Below are 17,376 nucleotides of genomic sequence, written 5' to 3'. Positions count from 1 at the left end.
AAAGGCGCGGACCTTTTACAGGCCGCGCCTTTTTCCTTTTTTACCCTGGCTGGTTTGGCTTAAAACAAGCTTCCCGCCAAGAACCGGCAAAATAACAATCCCGCTGCACCGACTATTGCCGCATATAAAAACAGGGGCAAAACGTTTCTTTTGATAATAACCCCTTCAGCCCCAACCAATCCCACTGTGGCCGAGGCCGCCACAATATTGTGTACGCAAACCATATTGCCCATGGATCCGCCCACCACCTGCAGGGCAACTACAATCTGGGTGGGCAATTCAAGATTGCGGGCGATATTGAATTGAAAATCACTGAAAAGCAGATTGGAGACTGTATTACTACCTGTGATAAAGGCCCCCAGGGCTCCCACCAGAGGGGAAAGAAGGGGCCAAGCCCCCTGGGCCGCATCAGCACCGGCGTTGGCCAGGCAAAGGGGCATGGAAGGCATGTGCATGGGGTTGTGGGCCGATTGTTTGAATATTTCCACCAGGGCCACGGCAAAGAAGAGGGCAATGGCAGGCCTTTTCAGGCCTGTTACCGCCTTTAGCCAAGCCTCTTTAACCTGTTTTTTTGTCATGCGGTGTAGAAATATGCACAATAGGGCTGCCAATAAAAAAGGATTGATCCCGGGGAGATAAAACGGTTTAAGGGATACGTTCACAGTGGGGTGCCCTAAAATTGCCGGAAACGAAATGACAATCGAATTGAGCCAGGCTTTAAAGGGAAGGTTTTCCAGCCTGGTCACTAAAAGGATCAGGCCGATTATCAGGTAGGGTGACCAGGCCCTGAACTGGCTTAGAGCAGGTCTTTTAAGCTCAGGGGAGCGGGGCTGGGCTTGATTTACTTGAGGTGTTTTTTCCTTTGGGGCGCTCAGTGAGAAGTCCCAGTTTTCGGCGGGTGAAAGCCATCCTTTTTTAAGCACTCCCACCACAAGGGCCATGCCCACCAGGCCCCCGGCCAGGCTGGGGAACTCCACCCCAAGCCAAAAGGCGGTCAGGACATAGGGCAGTCCAAAGCAAAAGGAAGCGAACAAGGAAATTTTCCAGGCCCCCAGTCCTTTGCTCCAGCTTTTTTCCATTCCGAAAAACCGGGTTAAAAAACAAATCACGAAAAGGGGCAAAAGAAAAATGATCGGTAGGTTGAAAATGGCTGCCCATTCACCCACCAGCCTTTCATAGCCCGCCATGCCGTTTATGCCTGAGGCAAGGCCATGTCCTGCAAGCTGGTTTATCTGCGGGGCTAAGTTTTTCAGGCCAAACCAGATGACCGTACCGATCACCCCAAAACTCACCGGAAAGGAATTCAAGACCAGACAGACCATCACCGCGGCCAGGGCTGGGAAGCCGAGGCTCACCAAAAGTGGAGCCGCTATGGCCGCCGGTGCTCCAAACCCGGCGGCTCCCTCCAGAAAAGCCCCAAACAAAAATGCAATGATAATGGTCTGCACCCTGCGATCCGGGCTTAAATTGCTGAGCCCTTGATGGATGACACTCATGGCTCCGCTTTGCTGCAGGGTGTAGAGGATGACCATGGCCCCGAAAACGATTATCAATACATTTAAGGCGCTGACCATGCCGGCCAGACTGGAGGCCAAAAGAAAACCGGGGCTCATCTGCCAGTAGCCGTAACCGGTCAGGATAGTGGCCAGCCAGGCCAGGGCCATGGCCTTGGTGGCAGGCCATTTTCTACCGACCATCAGAAAAAGCGCGAGCGCTATGGGAAGGGCGGCCAGAATAGGGGCAGTGAAACCGGGCATAACGTGTTTACCTTTGGGCTGGTTGGAGTAAGTCTGTGAAGGTCTGTATCTTTAGCTTTTTCCCAAAAGGGCAGATGGGATTATAGCAGATTAAATTTATCTTTTCGCTGGGATGTTTTTATCCCTGCGGCGGTAAAAAAAGCCCGCAGCCTTGTGAATATTGGCTGCGGGCCGGTTGGGAATGACTTCCCTTTAATCATAGGCAATCGCCGGCAGCCACACGGCAAGCTGGGGCCAGAGGGTCACCAGGGCAAGTCCTGTCACCTGCAGGATAACAAAAGGAATAACTCCCTTATAGGTGTCCATTAAGGTGCATTCCTTGGGCGCCACACCCTGCAGGAAGAATATGGCGAAACCCACGGGTGGTGTCAGGAATGAAGTCTGCAGGGTCACTGCCACCAAAATGGTGAACCAGACCAGCTCCGGGTTGTCAACCACGCCGTAGCCGTCTATCTCAAATCCCAGGGATTTGATAACCGGGGCCAGAAGAGGCAGGATGATAAGGCTGATCTCAATCCAATCCAGGAAAAAGCCCAGTAAGAACACCACCGCCAGGATAACGGCCACAATGCCGTAGGGCCCCAGGGGCAGACCGGTGAGCGCGTTTTCAATCAATTCGTCGCCGCCCAAGAGCCTTAAGACCAGGGCAAAGCAGGTGGCTCCAACAAAGATGCCGAAGATATAGCCTGTGGTCTTGAAGGTGTCGATGGTCACCTGTTTGATGACCTTGAAACTCAGCCTCTTGTTGTAGGCGGCCAGAAGCATGGCTCCCAGGGCGCCCACCCCGCTGGCCTCGGTGGGGGTGGTCATGCCCGCGAATATGGATCCCAAAACCAGGAGTATAAGTCCGGCCGGGGGGATGATGGTCTTAAGCACATCGATAAAGACCTTCATATTCAAGGGCCGCAGTTCCGGGGAGAGCGGGGCTGATTGAGGTTTGACCAGGCCGGTTATGAGAATATAGGCAATGTAGAGTGCTCCCAGGATAACTCCCGGGAAGACTGCGCCCATGAACAGATCGCCCACCGAAAGGCTGAGCTGGTCGGCCATGATCACCAGCATGATGCTCGGAGGTATCAGAATACCCAGGGTGCCGGAGGCGGCCACTGTTCCCAGGGCAAGGGTTTTGCTGTATCCCTGGCGCAGCATGGCCGGCAGGGAAAGTACGCCGAGCAAGACCACCGAGGCCCCGATAATACCTGTGGACGCGGCTAAAATGATGCCGATCAAGGCCACCGTAATAGCCAGCCCCCCGCGAACCTTGCCGAAAAGGTCCTGCATATTTTTCATCATGCGTTCGGCAATGCCCGAATGGTCCAGCATAAGCCCCATGAAGACAAACATGGGTATGGCCACAAGCACCCAGTTGCTCATGAGTTTGTATATTCGGTTGACCACCATGCCGATCATGTTGAAGTCCAGCCCGGTGGCTGTATCCAGATAAATGTCAGCCAGATATCCGACCAGACTGTAAAGCATGGCCACACCGCCCAACACAAAGGCAATGGGGAAGCCGGTGAACAAAAGCCCGATGAAGGTCAGGAACATGGCTATGACTAAGATATGTTCAACTTCCACTTAAAGACCTCCTTAGGACTTGCAGAAGGCCGTCTTGGCCGCCCGAATCATGCGGGAGACCGTGGCCACGCCCAAAAGCGCCATGCTGATGGGGATAAAGGACTTGATGATCCAGCGGTAGGGCAGGCCCAGGGGGGAGTCTGAACTCTCCCCCACTCTAATCGATGTGCCCACATAATCCAGGCCATGGATGAAAATCACCACCACCATGGGTGCGACCAGGAAAAGCAGGCCAAAGAATTCCACCCGCTCCTTGGTGCGTTTGGAAAATTTTCTGTGTAAAAGGTCAAGCCTGATATGGCCGTCATGTACTACGTCATAGGAAAGGCCCAGCATTATCAATACGGCATACAGGTGCCATTGCATCTCTTCCAAAGAGACCATGCCCATTTCAAAGGCATAGCGCAATACCACCTGGACGATGATTACGGCTATCAAAACTACATTCAGCCAGGCTGTAATATGTCCGACCCGGGTGATGAAATTATCCATCTTTCGGGTTATTTCCGGCGCCTTCGTATTGTTTGAATCCATTGATTGCACCGCACATCCCAGTGTCTGAACTCCGGGATGCCTGAAGCCAAGGGTTTTACTTGGCCGGCGCGGGGAGTGGAAAAACCCCGCACCGGGAAGAATCAAGCGTGGTGTTTTAAAATGCTACTCAGCGCCTGTGTCCCTGGGCAGGAAGCCCAAACGGCTCCAGGTGGAGTAGTTTTTACGGAACTCGGTCAAATCCTCATAGGCTTTCTTGAAGAAGGCGTCTTTTTCCGCCTGCTCTTTGGCAACCTCTTCCCAGGCCTTGCGGAAGGTGTCCAACATCTGTTTGGAGTAGTACATGTTTTTCACGCCGTGCTTTTCAGCATTGCTCCTGATGATGGCGGCCTGGGTGGCTTCGCCCTTGGCCAGAATCTTAAGGACCGTGGCCATGCAGGTGAGCTCGATCAGCTTGCGCTGGGAGTCGTTAAGTTTTTTATTCCAGAAATCTTTGTTGATCAAAAGCTCGGTGATGGTGGCCTGCTGGTGCCAGCCGGGATAGTAGTTGTATTTGCAGACTTTGTAAAAACCCAGGTTCTTGTCCAAAGAAGGCATGGAGAACTCGGTGGCGTCGATGGCTTTTTTCTCCAGGGCCGGGAAGATTTCACCCGGGGGCAGAAGCGTAACGTTCACGCCCAGCTTCTGCATAACCTGGCCGCCCAGGCCGTAGAAGCGCATGGTGAGGCCTTTCAAGTCTTCAGGGCTGTTCACTTCCTTGGTGTACCAACCGGCGGTTTCAGGGGCTATGATCGCCATGGGGAGCACCTTGACGTTGTAACCGGCCTGGTCATACATCTCCTGATAAAGCTTCATGCCGTTGCCTTCCAGGAGCCAGGCAACGTATTCAGGCGCTTCCGGGCCAAAGGGCACGGAGGAGAAAAGGGGAGCTGCCGGGATCTTGCCTGCCCAGAAACCCGCGGCCGTGGAACCGGCGTTGATGCGGCCCTTGGAAACGGATTCCAGAATCTCCATGGGGGGAACCAGTTTGCCGGGATCAAACAGCTTGAAACGAAGCTGGCCGTCACTGGCAATCTTGATCTGCTCGGCAAACCAGGGGGTGGACTCTCCTAAGCAGGGCAGGGATGTGTTGTAAAGAAGCTGGGTTTTGACGACCACCTTGGCTGCTGCGGGACCGGCGCACATGAACAGGGCCAGGGCCACGGCTGTTGCCAGCAGGGTTAAGGATTTCAATCTTGGCATCTCGTTCCTCCCTTAATGAAAATAACCAGACATTGTCTTTACCGGTTAGCGGCCTTCTTTTGGCTTGCTGCGGCCGGTGGCGCCTCCCGGGTTTGCCTATCTTCCCCGGCTTTCAAAGGGGAAGGCCTATACCGGCCTCTCCCTTAAAAACCGATAGCAGAACTTAGTAATTATTTGGATCAACTTAACTTAGTCCTAATGTCAAATTAGACATGTCAAAATATGCAACATCGTCTGAATTGACTGTAAAAAAAATAACCCCTAATGAAAAAGGGCTGTAAAGGCAACCAAACCCTTACAGCCCCCGTTATTAATCTTCTTTCCAGACAGCGCCGATATCCGCGCCGCCCACACTGGCAGCGTACCTGCGCAGGTACCCGGTTATACCCGGTTTCTCAGGAACCTTGTATTCCGCGACGCGGCGTTTGATCTCTTGCTCGTCAACCTTGAGGTCAAGGGTCCTCTCGGCTACGTTGAGTTCAATGACATCACCGTCATTAACCGCCGCTATTGCGCCTCCGTCTGCGGCTTCAGGGGCGATGTGACCCACACTGGCGCCTCTGGATGCGCCCGAGAAACGGCCGTCGGTGAGCAAGAGCACCTTTTCGCTGAGCCCCATGCCTGCCAGGGCGGCGGTGAGGACCAGCATCTCGCGCATGCCGGGGCCGCCCTTGGGACCTTCGTTTCTGATAACCAGAACCTGGCCTGCTTCAACCTGGCCGGAGAAGACAAAGTCGGCTGCGTCTTCTTCGCATTCAAAGACCTTGGCCGGTCCACTGTGCCCCTGCCAGTCCGCCGGCAGGGCCGAAACCTTGATCACCGACCCCTTGGGAGCCAAGTTGCCGCGCAATATGCGCAGGCCGCCCTGAGCGGCGTAGGGATCGTCAAAGGGACGGATCACCGTCTCATTCAGGACCGGGGCCTGGCCAATGGACTGATCCATGGTCCGGCCGGTCACGGTCATGGCGGAAAGATCCAAAAGGCCCTTGTCGCCCAAAAGGCGCAGAATGGCGGGGAGGCCTCCGGCATGGTGCAGGTCCACAATGCGGTGTTCGCCCGAGGGGCTGATATGGCACAGGTTGGGAACCTGGCGGCCGATCCTGTCAAAGTCTTCCAGGGTCAGGTCCACTCCCGCGGTCTGGGCAGCGGCCATCAGGTGCAAGAGGGTGTTGGTGGAGCCGCCGATAGCCATATCCACGGCGATGGCGTTCAAAAATGCCTGCCTGGTCAGGATCTTGGAGGGTTTGATATCGTTTTTCACCAGCTCAACCACGGCCTTGCCGCTGTCCCGGGCAATGATCCGGCGGTCAGAGTAGGGGGCCGGGATGGTGCCGTTAAAGGGAAGCCCCATGCCCAAGGCCTCTATCATGCAGTTCATGGAGTTGGCCGTGAAAAGGCCTGCACAGGAGCCGACCGTGGGGCAGCAGCCGCATTCGACCTGATAGGCCTCTTCTTCGGTTATTTGGTTTTTGACCAGCTTGCCCGCGGCCTCAAAGGCAGTGGCTACGTCCATGGTTTTGCCTGCGTACTCGCCGGGCAGCATGGCTCCACCGCTTACGATCACGCAAGGGATGTCAATACGGGCGGCGGCCATGAGACAGGCGGGGTCTATCTTGTCGCAGTTGGTGACCATAACCAGGCCGTCAAAGGCATGGCCCCTGGCCACCAGCTCAATGCTGTCGGCGATCATTTCCCTGCTCGGCAGGGACTGGCGCATGCCCTCGTGGCCCATGACGATGCCGTCGCAAACGCCGATCATGGGGAATTCCAGGGGCTGGCCTCCGGCCATATAGACCCCGGCCTTAACTTCCTTGACGAGATCGTTTAAATGAAGATGACCGGGAATGATTTCGTTGAATCCGTTGACCACACCGATAATGGGACGCTTTATATCGTCTTTGTCCACACCCAGGGCGCGCATGAGCGAGCGATGGGCCAGGCGCTGCGGGCCTTGTTTCATACGATCACTGATCATTATTTTTTCCTCCTCCTGGAAGGTTCGGCGTTTTCGGGTTTGGCTACAGGACCGCACCAAGGTGCCATGGCACCATGTCATGGCCCGTGAAACCCCATTTTTCATTTTTGGTCTGCTTGCCTGAGGCTGTTTCCAGAATCAGTTCAAACAGTTCCTTGCCTTTTTCCGGAATTGTTGTCTCGCCCTCGAGTATGGTTCCGCAATTTACGTCCATATCTTCGGCAAGTCTGTTGTAAATATCTGAGTTGGAGGCCAGTTTGAGGGTGGGCACTGCCTCGCAGCCGTACACCGTGCCCCTGCCTGTGGTGAAGCAGATCAGGTTGGCCCCTCCGGCGGCCATGCCGGTGATGGAGACTACGTCATAGCCCGGAGTATCCATAAATAAAAAACCCTTTTGGGTGATGGGCTCGGCATAAAGCAGCACATCAACTAAGTTGGTGGAGCCGCCCTTGGCCACTGCACCTAAGGATTTTTCCAAGATAGTGGTGATGCCGCCCGCCTTGTTGCCCGGAGTGGGGTTGTTGTTGATCTGGGCCCCGTTTTGGGCTGTGTATTCTTCCCACCATCGAATGCGCTTAACCAGCTTGTCTCCGACTTCCCTGGAAACCGCTCTTCTGGTGAGCAGGTGCTCTGCTCCGTAGATCTCGGGCGTTTCGCTCAAAACGGCTGTGCCGCCGCTTTTTACCAAAATGTCCATGGCCGCGCCAAGGGTGGGGTTGGCCGTAAGGCCGGAATAGGCGTCGGAGCCGCCGCATTCCAACCCCACCTTAAGCTTGGAGGCGGGCTGGGGGGTGCGTTTTTGCTGGTTGGCCTGGATGAGCATCTCCCGCAGGATTTCGGCGCCCTTTTCCACGGTTTTGCCGGTGCCGCCCAGATCCTGGATATTTAAGGTGCGCAGCCTGGGGCCGGTTATGAGTTCTTCCTTTTCCACCAGGGTGTCCACCAGGTTCACTTCGCAGCCCAGCCCCACCAGAAGCACTCCGGCAAAGTTGGGGTGGCGGGCAAAACCGGCGATGGTCCTCCTGAGTTGGGCCAGGGCCTCGCTGTCGGGCGGCAGGCAGCAGCCGCTGCCGTGGCCCAGGGCCACAATGCCGTCGACATTGGGGAATTTGGCCAGCTCTTCCTGGCTGATGGCCCTTCTTAAAAGGTGGGAAACCCCAGCCGAACAGTTGACCGTGGCCAGCACTCCAAGGTAATTCCTGGTGCCGACCTGGCCGTCGGGGCGCAGGTAGCCCTGGAAAGTGGCGCATTGGTCTTCAGGCAGGTATTCGGTTTCCTTGGTCTCTGATCCAAAGGCGTAATCCCGCTTAAAGGCCTTAACCTCCACATTGTGGGTGTGTACGTGGCAACCGACCTTTATGTCTTCGAAGGCAAAGCCGATTACCTGACCGTATTTGGTGATGGGCTCACCCTTTTTTATAGCCTTTACCGCCAGTTTGTGACCGCTGGGGATCTCCTGGCCGGTGGTGAGGTTGAGCTCTTCGATTTCGGTTCCCTGGTCCAGTTTCCGTATGGCCAGGGCTACACTGTCTTCATCCCTCAAGCGGATGACTCTGGGTTTGGCTTCAGCCAAGATGACTCTCCAATTAATGACCGCCGTTTGGTTTTGGCGGCTTAAGAGGTTGGTGAAAAATTATGCCCGGCCCTGTTATCCGTATCGGCGGATTACTCAGGCCGCCCCCCTTGACTTTGGGGATGGAGTTCTTTTGCAAAATCCTCCACTCTTTTTCTCATTGCCGTTATGTGTCTGCGCATTATCCGGCAGGCTTCATCAGTCTCCCCTTGTAAAAGAGCGTCGATTATTGCCAGGTGTTGATCCATGACTATCTGAAAGTCGTCTTTCTGACTTGCCTGGTAGCCGCAGATTTCAATTCTGTCCCTGATGTTCAGATAGACCTTTTGCCAGTATTTATTTCCGGAAGCGGTTATCAACTCATCGTGGAAGGCACGGTCCAGCCTCAGGTAGTGGTGCATGGCCTGTTCCCGCTCCTCGGGATCCACAGCCTGATGAATCTTTTCTTCCGCCTGAACCAGGTCGTCTCTTATCTTCAGCAGGCTTTCCTTGCTTATGTTTTTGGCCGAGCGTTCGAAGAAAAGGGTTTCAATGGCCTCCCTGGCTTCAAACAGGTCATCCAACTCACCTGCATTCAACTCCACCACCCTGGCTCCTTTATGGGTGGTGACTTCAATAAGCCCTTCCGCTTTCAGCCGGTTGAAAGCCTCTCTAAGAGGTGTGCGGCTGATGCTCATGGCCTTGGTTACAAGCTGTTCCTGCAAAAGACAGCCCGGGGGCAGGTGTCCCCTGATGATGGCTTCTTTGAGTCGTTGGTAGACTTTTTCGGCCAGATTGCCCCGGGAGCGAATGCGCTTGAGCTTGAATATTGTTTCTGAGGGCACTTCTTGAATCTCCTGATTAAATACTTCCCCGCCCAAGGGCTGATTAAGCCGGTAATTAGGATATGAGTAAGTTACTGCATATATATACAACCTGTGTGATGCATATGTATACAACAACTTGTTGTATACATATGCATCGTCTGGTGTCAACAGTCAAGAATAAAATTATCCTTCCTTGTAACTTATTGTAATATTGCAAAAAAGATCTTTTCAAACAATACGTTGACGCTGGCGGAAGCTCTGTGATATGAATTTTATCCAAGGCGCACTCAACCTTTTAAAAAACCGGTTTCAAAAAGTTTTTTGACCCGAACTTGTATAGGGGAATAATAATTTTCCGATACCGGTTTGCCGGGGAGGTCAAAACAAAGTGGAGATCACTCTGAATTATGGCAGAAGGGGCCTGGTTCTGGCCTTGCCGGACGATCTGGGTATTCACCTGATCGAAAAGAAAACCATGCCTGTGCTGGCTGATCCCAAGGCCGCCCTGGAAAATGCCCTGACAGAGCCTTTTGCGGCAAACTCCCTTCAAAAAGAGGCTAAGTCCCAAAATACAGCCTGTATTTTGATCTGCGATATAACCAGGCCGGTGCCCAACGGGCTTATTCTGGAGCCTGTCATCAAAGAGTTGATCAGAGCAGGCATGGAGCCGGGCAACATAACCGTGCTGGTGGCCACAGGTCTGCATCGCCCCAATCTGGACGACGAGTTAAGGGAACTGATCGGAAACGATTGGGTCTTGAATACGGTAAAGGTTCAAAACCACTATGCCAAGAAAGACGAGGATCATGTTTTTCTGGGCATGAGCCAAAGCGGGGGAAAGATTCTTTTGGACCGGCGTTTTGTTGAGGCGGATTTGAAGATTGTCACCGGTTTGGTGGAACCGCATTTCATGGCCGGTTATTCGGGCGGACGCAAGGTTATCGTACCGGGCATTTGTCACAAAAACACCATAGGCCATATCCACACCGCCACTTTTTTAGAGAATCCCAAGGCCGCCAACTGCATACTTAAAGGCAACCCGCTGCATGAGGAACAACTGGATATAGTGGCGCGTTTGGGCAAGGTGCTTTGTGTAAACGTAGTGATAGATGAAAAAAGGCGTCCCTGCTTTTTCAGTTACGGGGAGATCAGGGAAAGCCACTTGAAAGCGGTTAAATATATTCGCGCCTATACTGAAATACCATTGACTAAAAAATACCGGACAGTGATAACATCAGGTGCGGGCTATCCTTTGGACAGCACCTATTACCAGACTGTGAAGGGCATGGTGGGGGCCATGGACGCCCTGGCCCCTGGGGGCAGGATGTTCATCGCCTCGGCTTGCAGCGAAGGAATAGGCTCAGACGATTTTATAGACGCTCAAAGGCGCCTGGTCCAAATGGGTCCGGAGGCTTTTTTGGCAAGCCTTTTGCCCAAGGCCAGGGCCGACATAGATGAATGGCAAACAGAGATGCAGGTCAAGGCCATGAGGGCGGGCGGGATTTACCTGTTCACCGAAGGCCTTGGCGATCAAGATCATGAGCTCACCGGTGTGAACAGAGTCATGGACCTGTCCGCTGAAGTAAGCGCCTGGGTAAACGAGATAGAGGACAGGGAAGTGGTTGTAATCCCCGAAGGGCCTTATGTAATACCCCGCCCGGCCGCAGCCTGCGGGGTGTCGTGAGGATGGCATATGTCTGATTTGTTTGAAATTAATCGGTTGGCGGGCATGGAGTTGGCCAACCGTTTTGTGCGCTCCGCCACTTGGGAAGGCATGGCCGATGAAAAAGGGGCGGTCACCGACCAGTTGATTGAATACTATGCCCGGTTGGCCAAGGGCGGAGTTGGGCTTATCATCGCCAGCCATGCCTATGTAACGATTCAGGGCAAGGCCGGTTTGGGCCAGCTTGGGATTTATGATGACAGCCTGGCGCCGGGCTATGAAAGGCTCACCAAGGCTGTGCATGAAAACAAAGGCAAGGTGGCGGCTCAGCTTGCCCATGCCGGTTTTTTGGCCAATACCGAACTGAGCGGCCTTCCGGCAGTGGCCCCTTCGGCCACAGCCCAGGGTTACAACAGAAAGGTGGAGGCCCTTACGGTTTCTGATATCGCCCGATTGACCCGGGATTTTGCCCTGGCCGCCCAAAGGGCCAAGGACGCCGGGTTTGACGGGGTTCAGATTCACGCAGCCCACACCTATCTGTTAAGCCAGTTCCTTTCGCCTTTTTTCAATCGTCGCACAGATATTTACGGCGGCGGCATTGAACAAAGGGCCAGAATGTTGTTAGAGGTTTATGAAGCTGTCCGCAAACAGGTAGGGGAAGATTACCCTGTACTGGTCAAGATAAATTCCGGCGATTTTTTAGACGGCGGACTTTCCGAAGCCCATTCCCTGGTGGCATGCCGCCTTTTGAGCCAGGCCGGGGTGGATGCCATTGAAATGAGCGGGGGCAACCTTTTGGACCCCAAGTTCCGTCCGGCCAGGCCGGGAAAGATTACTCCGCAAACAGAAGCCTACTACAGAAACCAGGCCAAGGCGGTGAGGGCTCAGATCAGCTGCCCTTTGATTTTGGTGGGCGGCATCAGATCTCTGGATGTTGCCAGACAATTGTTTGATGAAAAGACTTGTGATTATATCTCGTTAAGTCGTCCCTTGATCAGAGAGCCGGACCTGATCAAGCGTTGGCAAAAAGGAGACACCAGGCCCGCCGAATGCCTTTCGGACAATCTTTGCTACAAACCAATCTATGCGGGCAAAGGCGTTTCTTGCCCCCATCTTGAGAAATGATTTAACTACCGCCGGAGGCCTGTTTTGGGGGCCTTCGGCGGTTTAAACTACCTGCCCGCCTTTTAAAAAAGCTTAAGTCCCTTCCTTCTGGATTTTGCCAATATCAGCACGTTTTCTGACATTTAAAATATCCGTGTTACACTATATTATTAATTGAAAAGCGTCGCACATCCCCTTGTAGCTTTTTCAGGGAAGTGCTCTTAAAAATCGGTAGTTAAATTGTTTTTACCTGTGGTTGACTATGCTTCTTTATAGACTGCCTTTATGATGAATAGACAACCCCGCTTTAAAAGTGGATGCCAGGTGAAGATCCGATTATTAAGTAATAAGGCAGATAAGATATAAACAGCGGTAATAAGACTCCATGAACCCAATGCCGATATCTAAAATCATGGGCATGATTCTGGTGGCCTGGCTGGTGGCTTTTTGTTTTGTCGGGTCTGTGATCACTATTTTGGGGTTCAGTCGAACCTATGAAGAATATATTCAACACGCTGCCGCCTCCCGCCTGGAAGACATCGTTGATTCCATTCGCCTGTATGCTCAAAACCGCACCCTTCTTTTGCGTGATTTTGTCGGCTTGCCGTTACTGAAAGATACGTTTGGCAAGCCTGATGGCAATATGCGTCAACTGTCCGAATATCTAGATGCAATTACCATTTTGGGAAGAAAGTACAGGCTGATTTTCATTAATGCCGATGGCGGTGTGCTTCATGATACCGCGCCTTATTGGACCAAACCTGATTTTGCCCTGCTCAAGCCTGTGCTGAAGGAGAATACCGCCCAAGGCTGGTCTGTATTGGAAGTTGGGAGCTACCCGTGTTTTTTGGGCTTGGCAGTACCGGTAAGGCGGCAGGGCAAGGTCATAGGCGCTCTTTTGGCGATGATTCCATTTTCACATGTGATGGGTGATTTAAGGCTGCGCCAGAAAATCCATAATGGCCGTTTGACTCTATTTCATGGTGACAAGAGATTGGCCTTGATTGGCGATAAGTTAAACGGCAGCACTGTAACCCATGAAATGGGTGATCTCAAGATAAAGTTGGTCTATACCGCTAACACGGCAGATATTCTGCAAGCCAGAAACAGATTGGTGTCCCGGGTCGTTTTGGTGCTGACCTTATTGGCCGCTTTCGGAGGCTTGGCGGCTTTTTGGGTGGGAAAAAGGCTTTTGGTCCGGCCTCTCAGCCTGCTTGAAGCCCAGGTTAAGGAAGTGGGGCAAGAAAAGAAACCGGAACCTCCGGCCAAACGGCCCCTTATCCGGGAAATAGATTTTCTGTTTACCGGAATGCGCCTGATGGCTGATCAGGTTTTGGCCAAGCGCGAGGCCTTGGAACAAAGGGTGAAAGCCAGAACCGCTGATTTAAGGCAGGCCAACGAGGCCCTGAGGGAAAGGGAAGAACGCATAGACAAGATCCTGGCCTTCCTGGATGTGGGCATCATGATGGCTGAAGCGCAAAGCGGCCTTATCAAGGAGGCCAATTGGCTGGCCCTTAAGATGACCGGCCTTACCAGGGAAACAGTGCTTGGCAGAGATTGGCGGTCCTTTTTTGAGGGAGACCTGGAAATATCTGAGCGGATCGCTGAAAAAGGCCGGGCCATGCGGCAGGAGGAATGGATTCTTTTAAGCGCCTGTAACAGGGAAATACCAGTACTTGCCAGTCTGGCTGTTATGGAATGGGGTGGCGAGGATCATTATCTGATCAGTTTTTTAGATATAACAGAACGTAAAAAGGCGCAGAGGGAGCTTCTGGAGTCTGAGAACAGATTTCGCACCCTGGTGGAGCAATCTCCCCTTAGCATGCTGATTCTGAACGTCGACGGAAGCATGGTCAGCTTTAATCAGGCCTTTAAGGATATTTGGGGCTTAGACGATGACCAGCTGAAGTACTTAAAGGAAAATTACAATATTTTTGAGGATAATGAACTTGCCGAAAAGGGGGTCCTGGAATATGTGCGAAAGGCCTTTTCCGGAGTCTCGGTTCATGTGCCTTTGATTGAATACGAGGCTCAAGTGTTGAGCGATCTCCCCGGTGGAGTTGCGGGCTTCAGGCCTCTTTGGGTGACCAGCTATTTCTACCCGGTCAAAGACACCAACGGCAAGATCAGGCAGGTGGTTTTGACTCATGAGGACGTAAGCGCCCGTAAAAATGCCGAGGACGAACTGCGGCTGATCCGTTTTGCGGTGGATCATTCCATTGACGAGGCCTATATAGTGCACCCGGACGGGTCCATTGCCTATGCCAATCAGATCGCATCCCGAAAGTTGGGGTATTTCAAAGATGAACTGCTTAAGATGAGCAGCCTGGATATCAACCCTGAAATGTCCAAGGAAACCCGGGTGGATTTTTGGCAAAAACTCAAGCGGAACGGAACTATAAATTGGCGTACCAGTCATCAGGCAAAGGATGGGAAAACCTACCCGGTGGAGTCGACCTGTACCTTTTTCGAATTCGAAGGAGATGAATATGATTGTGTTTTTGCAAAGGATATAAGCAAAAGGCTTCAAACTGAGGAGAAATTAAGGCAAAGCGAGGAAAAATACCGGCTTTTGTTTGAGCAGGCAGACGTTTATGCATCGGTCTGCGATCTTGACGGCCGTTTTATCATGATGAACAGGTATTTTGCCCGGGCCTTGGGCGGAGAGCCGAGGGATTTTATCGGCAGGGCAATCTATGATCTTTTCCCCCAAGACAGAGACGGACTGGCGGCCAGCCTGGCCTTTGTGTTGGAGACCGGAGAATCCAGCCGTTTTGAGAATCTTGTTCATTTCCCCACCGGTAAAATGTGGCTTTTATGTAATTTTCAGCCTGTAAGTGATGAAAAGGGCCGCCTGCGCGAGGTTCAGATAATCAGTCAGGATATTACCAAACGTAAAAACGCCGAATTTGAGGTGCAAAAGATCAATCAGGAGTTGGAAGCAAGGGTAAGTGCGCGCACCAGCGAACTGACCCTGACCAACTCTGAGCTGGCCGAGGCCAAGGAAGCGGCCGAAGCGGCCAACCGGGCCAAGAGCATTTTTCTGGCTAATATGAGCCACGAAATCAGGACCCCCTTAAACGGGGTTATGGGCATGGCGGACCTTTTGACGGGCACCATGCTCAATAATGATCAGGCAGAGTATGTGGATGCCATAAAATCGTCTTCCGGCGCCCTGCTCACGGTTATTAACGACATTTTGGATTTTTCCAAGATAGAGGCGGGCAAACTAACCCTCGAGTACATTAATTTCGGCTTGCGGGAAGTGCTGTATGACACCTTAAGGCCCCTGGCCCCTAAAGCACATGCCAAGGGGCTTGAGATGATAATACATGTTTCTACCGATACACCGGATCATGTGGTGGGGGATTCGGCCAGATTACGGCAGATAATTCTTAATTTGGTTAACAATGCGCTTAAGTTCACCTCCCGGGGCGAGGTTTTGCTAGAGGTCGCTCCCATTGATGCGGATGAATATCAAGCCCGGATCGGTTTCAGGGTTTCAGATACCGGCATAGGAATACCCGAAGAAAAAAAAGGTTATATTTTTCAGCCTTTTGTACAGGCAGACGGATCAATTACCAGAAGATATGGCGGCACTGGATTGGGATTGGCCATTACCCATCAGTTGGTTGAACTCATGGGCGGAAAATTGGATTTTTCCAGCCAGGAAGGCAAAGGCAGCTCCTTTGCCTTTGAACTTGATTTCAGGCTGGCCCCCGGGCCTTCCCCTGTGAGCGTCATGTCGGATAAAAGCCTTTTCAAAGGTAAAAAAGTGCTGGTGGTCGATGATAACCAGACCAACCGGCGCATACTTATGGAGACCCTTTTCATGTGGGAGATTGAGGCCCATGAAGCTCAAAGCGTCTCATCCGCCCTTGCCATGATCGATAATGCTCACCAGGGTAAACAGGATTTTGAGCTTGTTCTTGCCGATTGGCATATGCCTTACATGGATGGCGGAGCCCTTATCAGGGCAATGCAGGAATCGGAGCACGGGGCCCGGATTCCGATCATTGTGCTGACCAGTGTGGACGATAGGGAGACCACGGCCGTTAAAGACGTGCCCGCACTTTTTGCGAGCCTGATAAAGCCTGTGAACCCCGAGGAATTGATGAACACGATTGCGCAGACCTGGAAGGCCGGCAGGCCGGTGAAACAAGATCGGCCCATGGCCGAAGCCCTTAAAAAAATGAAGACCGGCCGCAGCCTCAAAATTTTGCTGGTGGAAGATATGCCGGTGAATCAAAAGGTGGCCTGCCGCATGCTTGAGGGTTTCGGGCACAGTCCGAAGGTTGCCCAAAACGGTCTGGATGCCCTTAATATTCTAGAAGAACAAACCTTTGACCTGATATTGATGGATGTGCAGATGCCGTTAATGGACGGTCTGGAAGCCACCAGGATGATCCGGCAAAGCGAGGCCGGGCAAGATGGGGGACATATCCCGATAATTGCCATGACCGCCCATGCCATGAAAGGGGACAAAGAGCGTTGCCTTGAGGCCGGGATGGATGGTTATGTCTCAAAGCCCTTTGATCCGGCAGAGCTGTTTGAAGTCATTGAGAGATTTGGCGCAAATAAGCAGGCCGTGCTCGGAGGAGATTCGGGGATCGCCAAGCCTGACCTAAGTGCCGCGCAAAATTTTCCTGATCCGGGTGAATATACCTTGGATATGGATCAGCTTATGGTCACTTTCTCTGGTGACCGTGATTTTTTAAAGGAAAATATTTCGTTGTTTTTTCAGGGTGCGGATCAGAAAATAGAAGAGATAAAAACAGGCTTGAATGAAAAAGATCTGGAAAAGGTCTACAAACTGTCCCACGCCCTTAAAGGCACCATTGGTTATTTTGACAAGGGAAGTGTTTTTGATGCGGCCATTTCCCTGGTGCAGTCCGCCAAAGACGGTGATATGTCCCATTCTCTACAGGACTTTGAGATTTTAAAGAGCTGGATCAAAACTTTAAATAAAGCGTTGCGTGGCATGTTTGAGGATTGAACCTGATTGATAGTGCACCTTCCATGGACCTGTGCGAAAGCCATAATTGGTTTTTCTGTTAAAAGGCGGTTCAGATGTATACCTCATACTGATAGAATACCAATTAAGGCGGCACTTCCGGTCTTGGTTTGGGCCGGCTTTCCGGTGGTCGATTGTTTTGGCTTATAATAAAGAACACTATTTTAAATAG

At 52.4% G+C, this 17,376-nt stretch carries 10 protein-coding genes; 3 read left to right on the top strand and 7 right to left on the bottom strand.

Translation table 11 applies throughout. The features are described 5' to 3' along the window. Positions 1 to 59 precede the first annotated feature (59 nt). From X474_RS15335 to X474_RS15305, 7 genes are all read right to left on the bottom strand, one after another. Complete coding sequence (locus X474_RS15335) at positions 60 to 1,757, bottom strand: L-lactate permease (RefSeq protein WP_044350137.1); 1,698 nt, start codon at positions 1,755 to 1,757, stop codon at positions 60 to 62. A gap of 192 nt (positions 1,758 to 1,949) precedes the next feature. Then, positions 1,950 to 3,335, bottom strand: a complete 1,386-nt coding sequence (locus tag X474_RS15330) for a TRAP transporter large permease (RefSeq protein ID WP_044350136.1) — start codon at positions 3,333 to 3,335, stop codon at positions 1,950 to 1,952. Between the two features lie 12 nt (positions 3,336 to 3,347). After that, the gene (locus X474_RS15325; RefSeq protein ID WP_052515263.1) at positions 3,348 to 3,869 is read right to left on the bottom strand and encodes a TRAP transporter small permease subunit; all 522 of its coding nucleotides are present in this window, start codon (positions 3,867 to 3,869) and stop codon (positions 3,348 to 3,350) included. Positions 3,870 to 3,992: 123 nt separating this feature from the next. Further along, entirely contained in the window at positions 3,993 to 5,069 is a 1,077-nt protein-coding gene (locus tag X474_RS15320; protein WP_044350135.1) for a TRAP transporter substrate-binding protein, read from the bottom strand. A 310-nt stretch (positions 5,070 to 5,379) separates the two neighbouring features. Continuing rightward, complete coding sequence (gene ilvD, locus X474_RS15315; RefSeq protein WP_044350134.1) at positions 5,380 to 7,044, bottom strand: dihydroxy-acid dehydratase; 1,665 nt, start codon at positions 7,042 to 7,044, stop codon at positions 5,380 to 5,382. 43 nt (positions 7,045 to 7,087) lie between these two features. Continuing rightward, complete coding sequence (locus X474_RS15310) at positions 7,088 to 8,617, bottom strand: UxaA family hydrolase (protein WP_044350133.1); 1,530 nt, start codon at positions 8,615 to 8,617, stop codon at positions 7,088 to 7,090. Between the two features lie 92 nt (positions 8,618 to 8,709). Next, positions 8,710 to 9,441, bottom strand: coding sequence for a GntR family transcriptional regulator (locus X474_RS15305; protein ID WP_044350132.1), 732 nt, complete (start codon positions 9,439 to 9,441; stop codon positions 8,710 to 8,712). 370 nt (positions 9,442 to 9,811) lie between these two features. On the opposite strand from X474_RS15305, the gene X474_RS15300 reads away from it, so the two are divergent. The 3 genes from X474_RS15300 (at position 9,812) to X474_RS15290 (ending at position 17,186) form a co-directional block, all read left to right on the top strand. Next, complete coding sequence (locus X474_RS15300; RefSeq protein WP_044350131.1) at positions 9,812 to 11,107, top strand: nickel-dependent lactate racemase family protein; 1,296 nt, start codon at positions 9,812 to 9,814, stop codon at positions 11,105 to 11,107. 9 nt (positions 11,108 to 11,116) lie between these two features. Then, on the top strand, positions 11,117 to 12,211 hold the full coding sequence (locus X474_RS15295; RefSeq protein ID WP_044350130.1) for an NADH:flavin oxidoreductase: 1,095 nt from the start codon (positions 11,117 to 11,119) through the stop codon (positions 12,209 to 12,211). Between the two features lie 373 nt (positions 12,212 to 12,584). Further along, complete coding sequence (locus tag X474_RS15290) at positions 12,585 to 17,186, top strand: PAS domain-containing hybrid sensor histidine kinase/response regulator (protein ID WP_197282137.1); 4,602 nt, start codon at positions 12,585 to 12,587, stop codon at positions 17,184 to 17,186. Positions 17,187 to 17,376 lie beyond the last annotated feature (190 nt).

Origin of the sequence: Dethiosulfatarculus sandiegensis, assembly GCF_000931935.2 — a bacterium.
Taxonomy (GTDB): Bacteria; Desulfobacterota; Desulfarculia; order Desulfarculales; family Desulfarculaceae; genus Dethiosulfatarculus; species Dethiosulfatarculus sandiegensis.
This window is presented reverse-complemented; position numbering and strand designations above follow the sequence as displayed.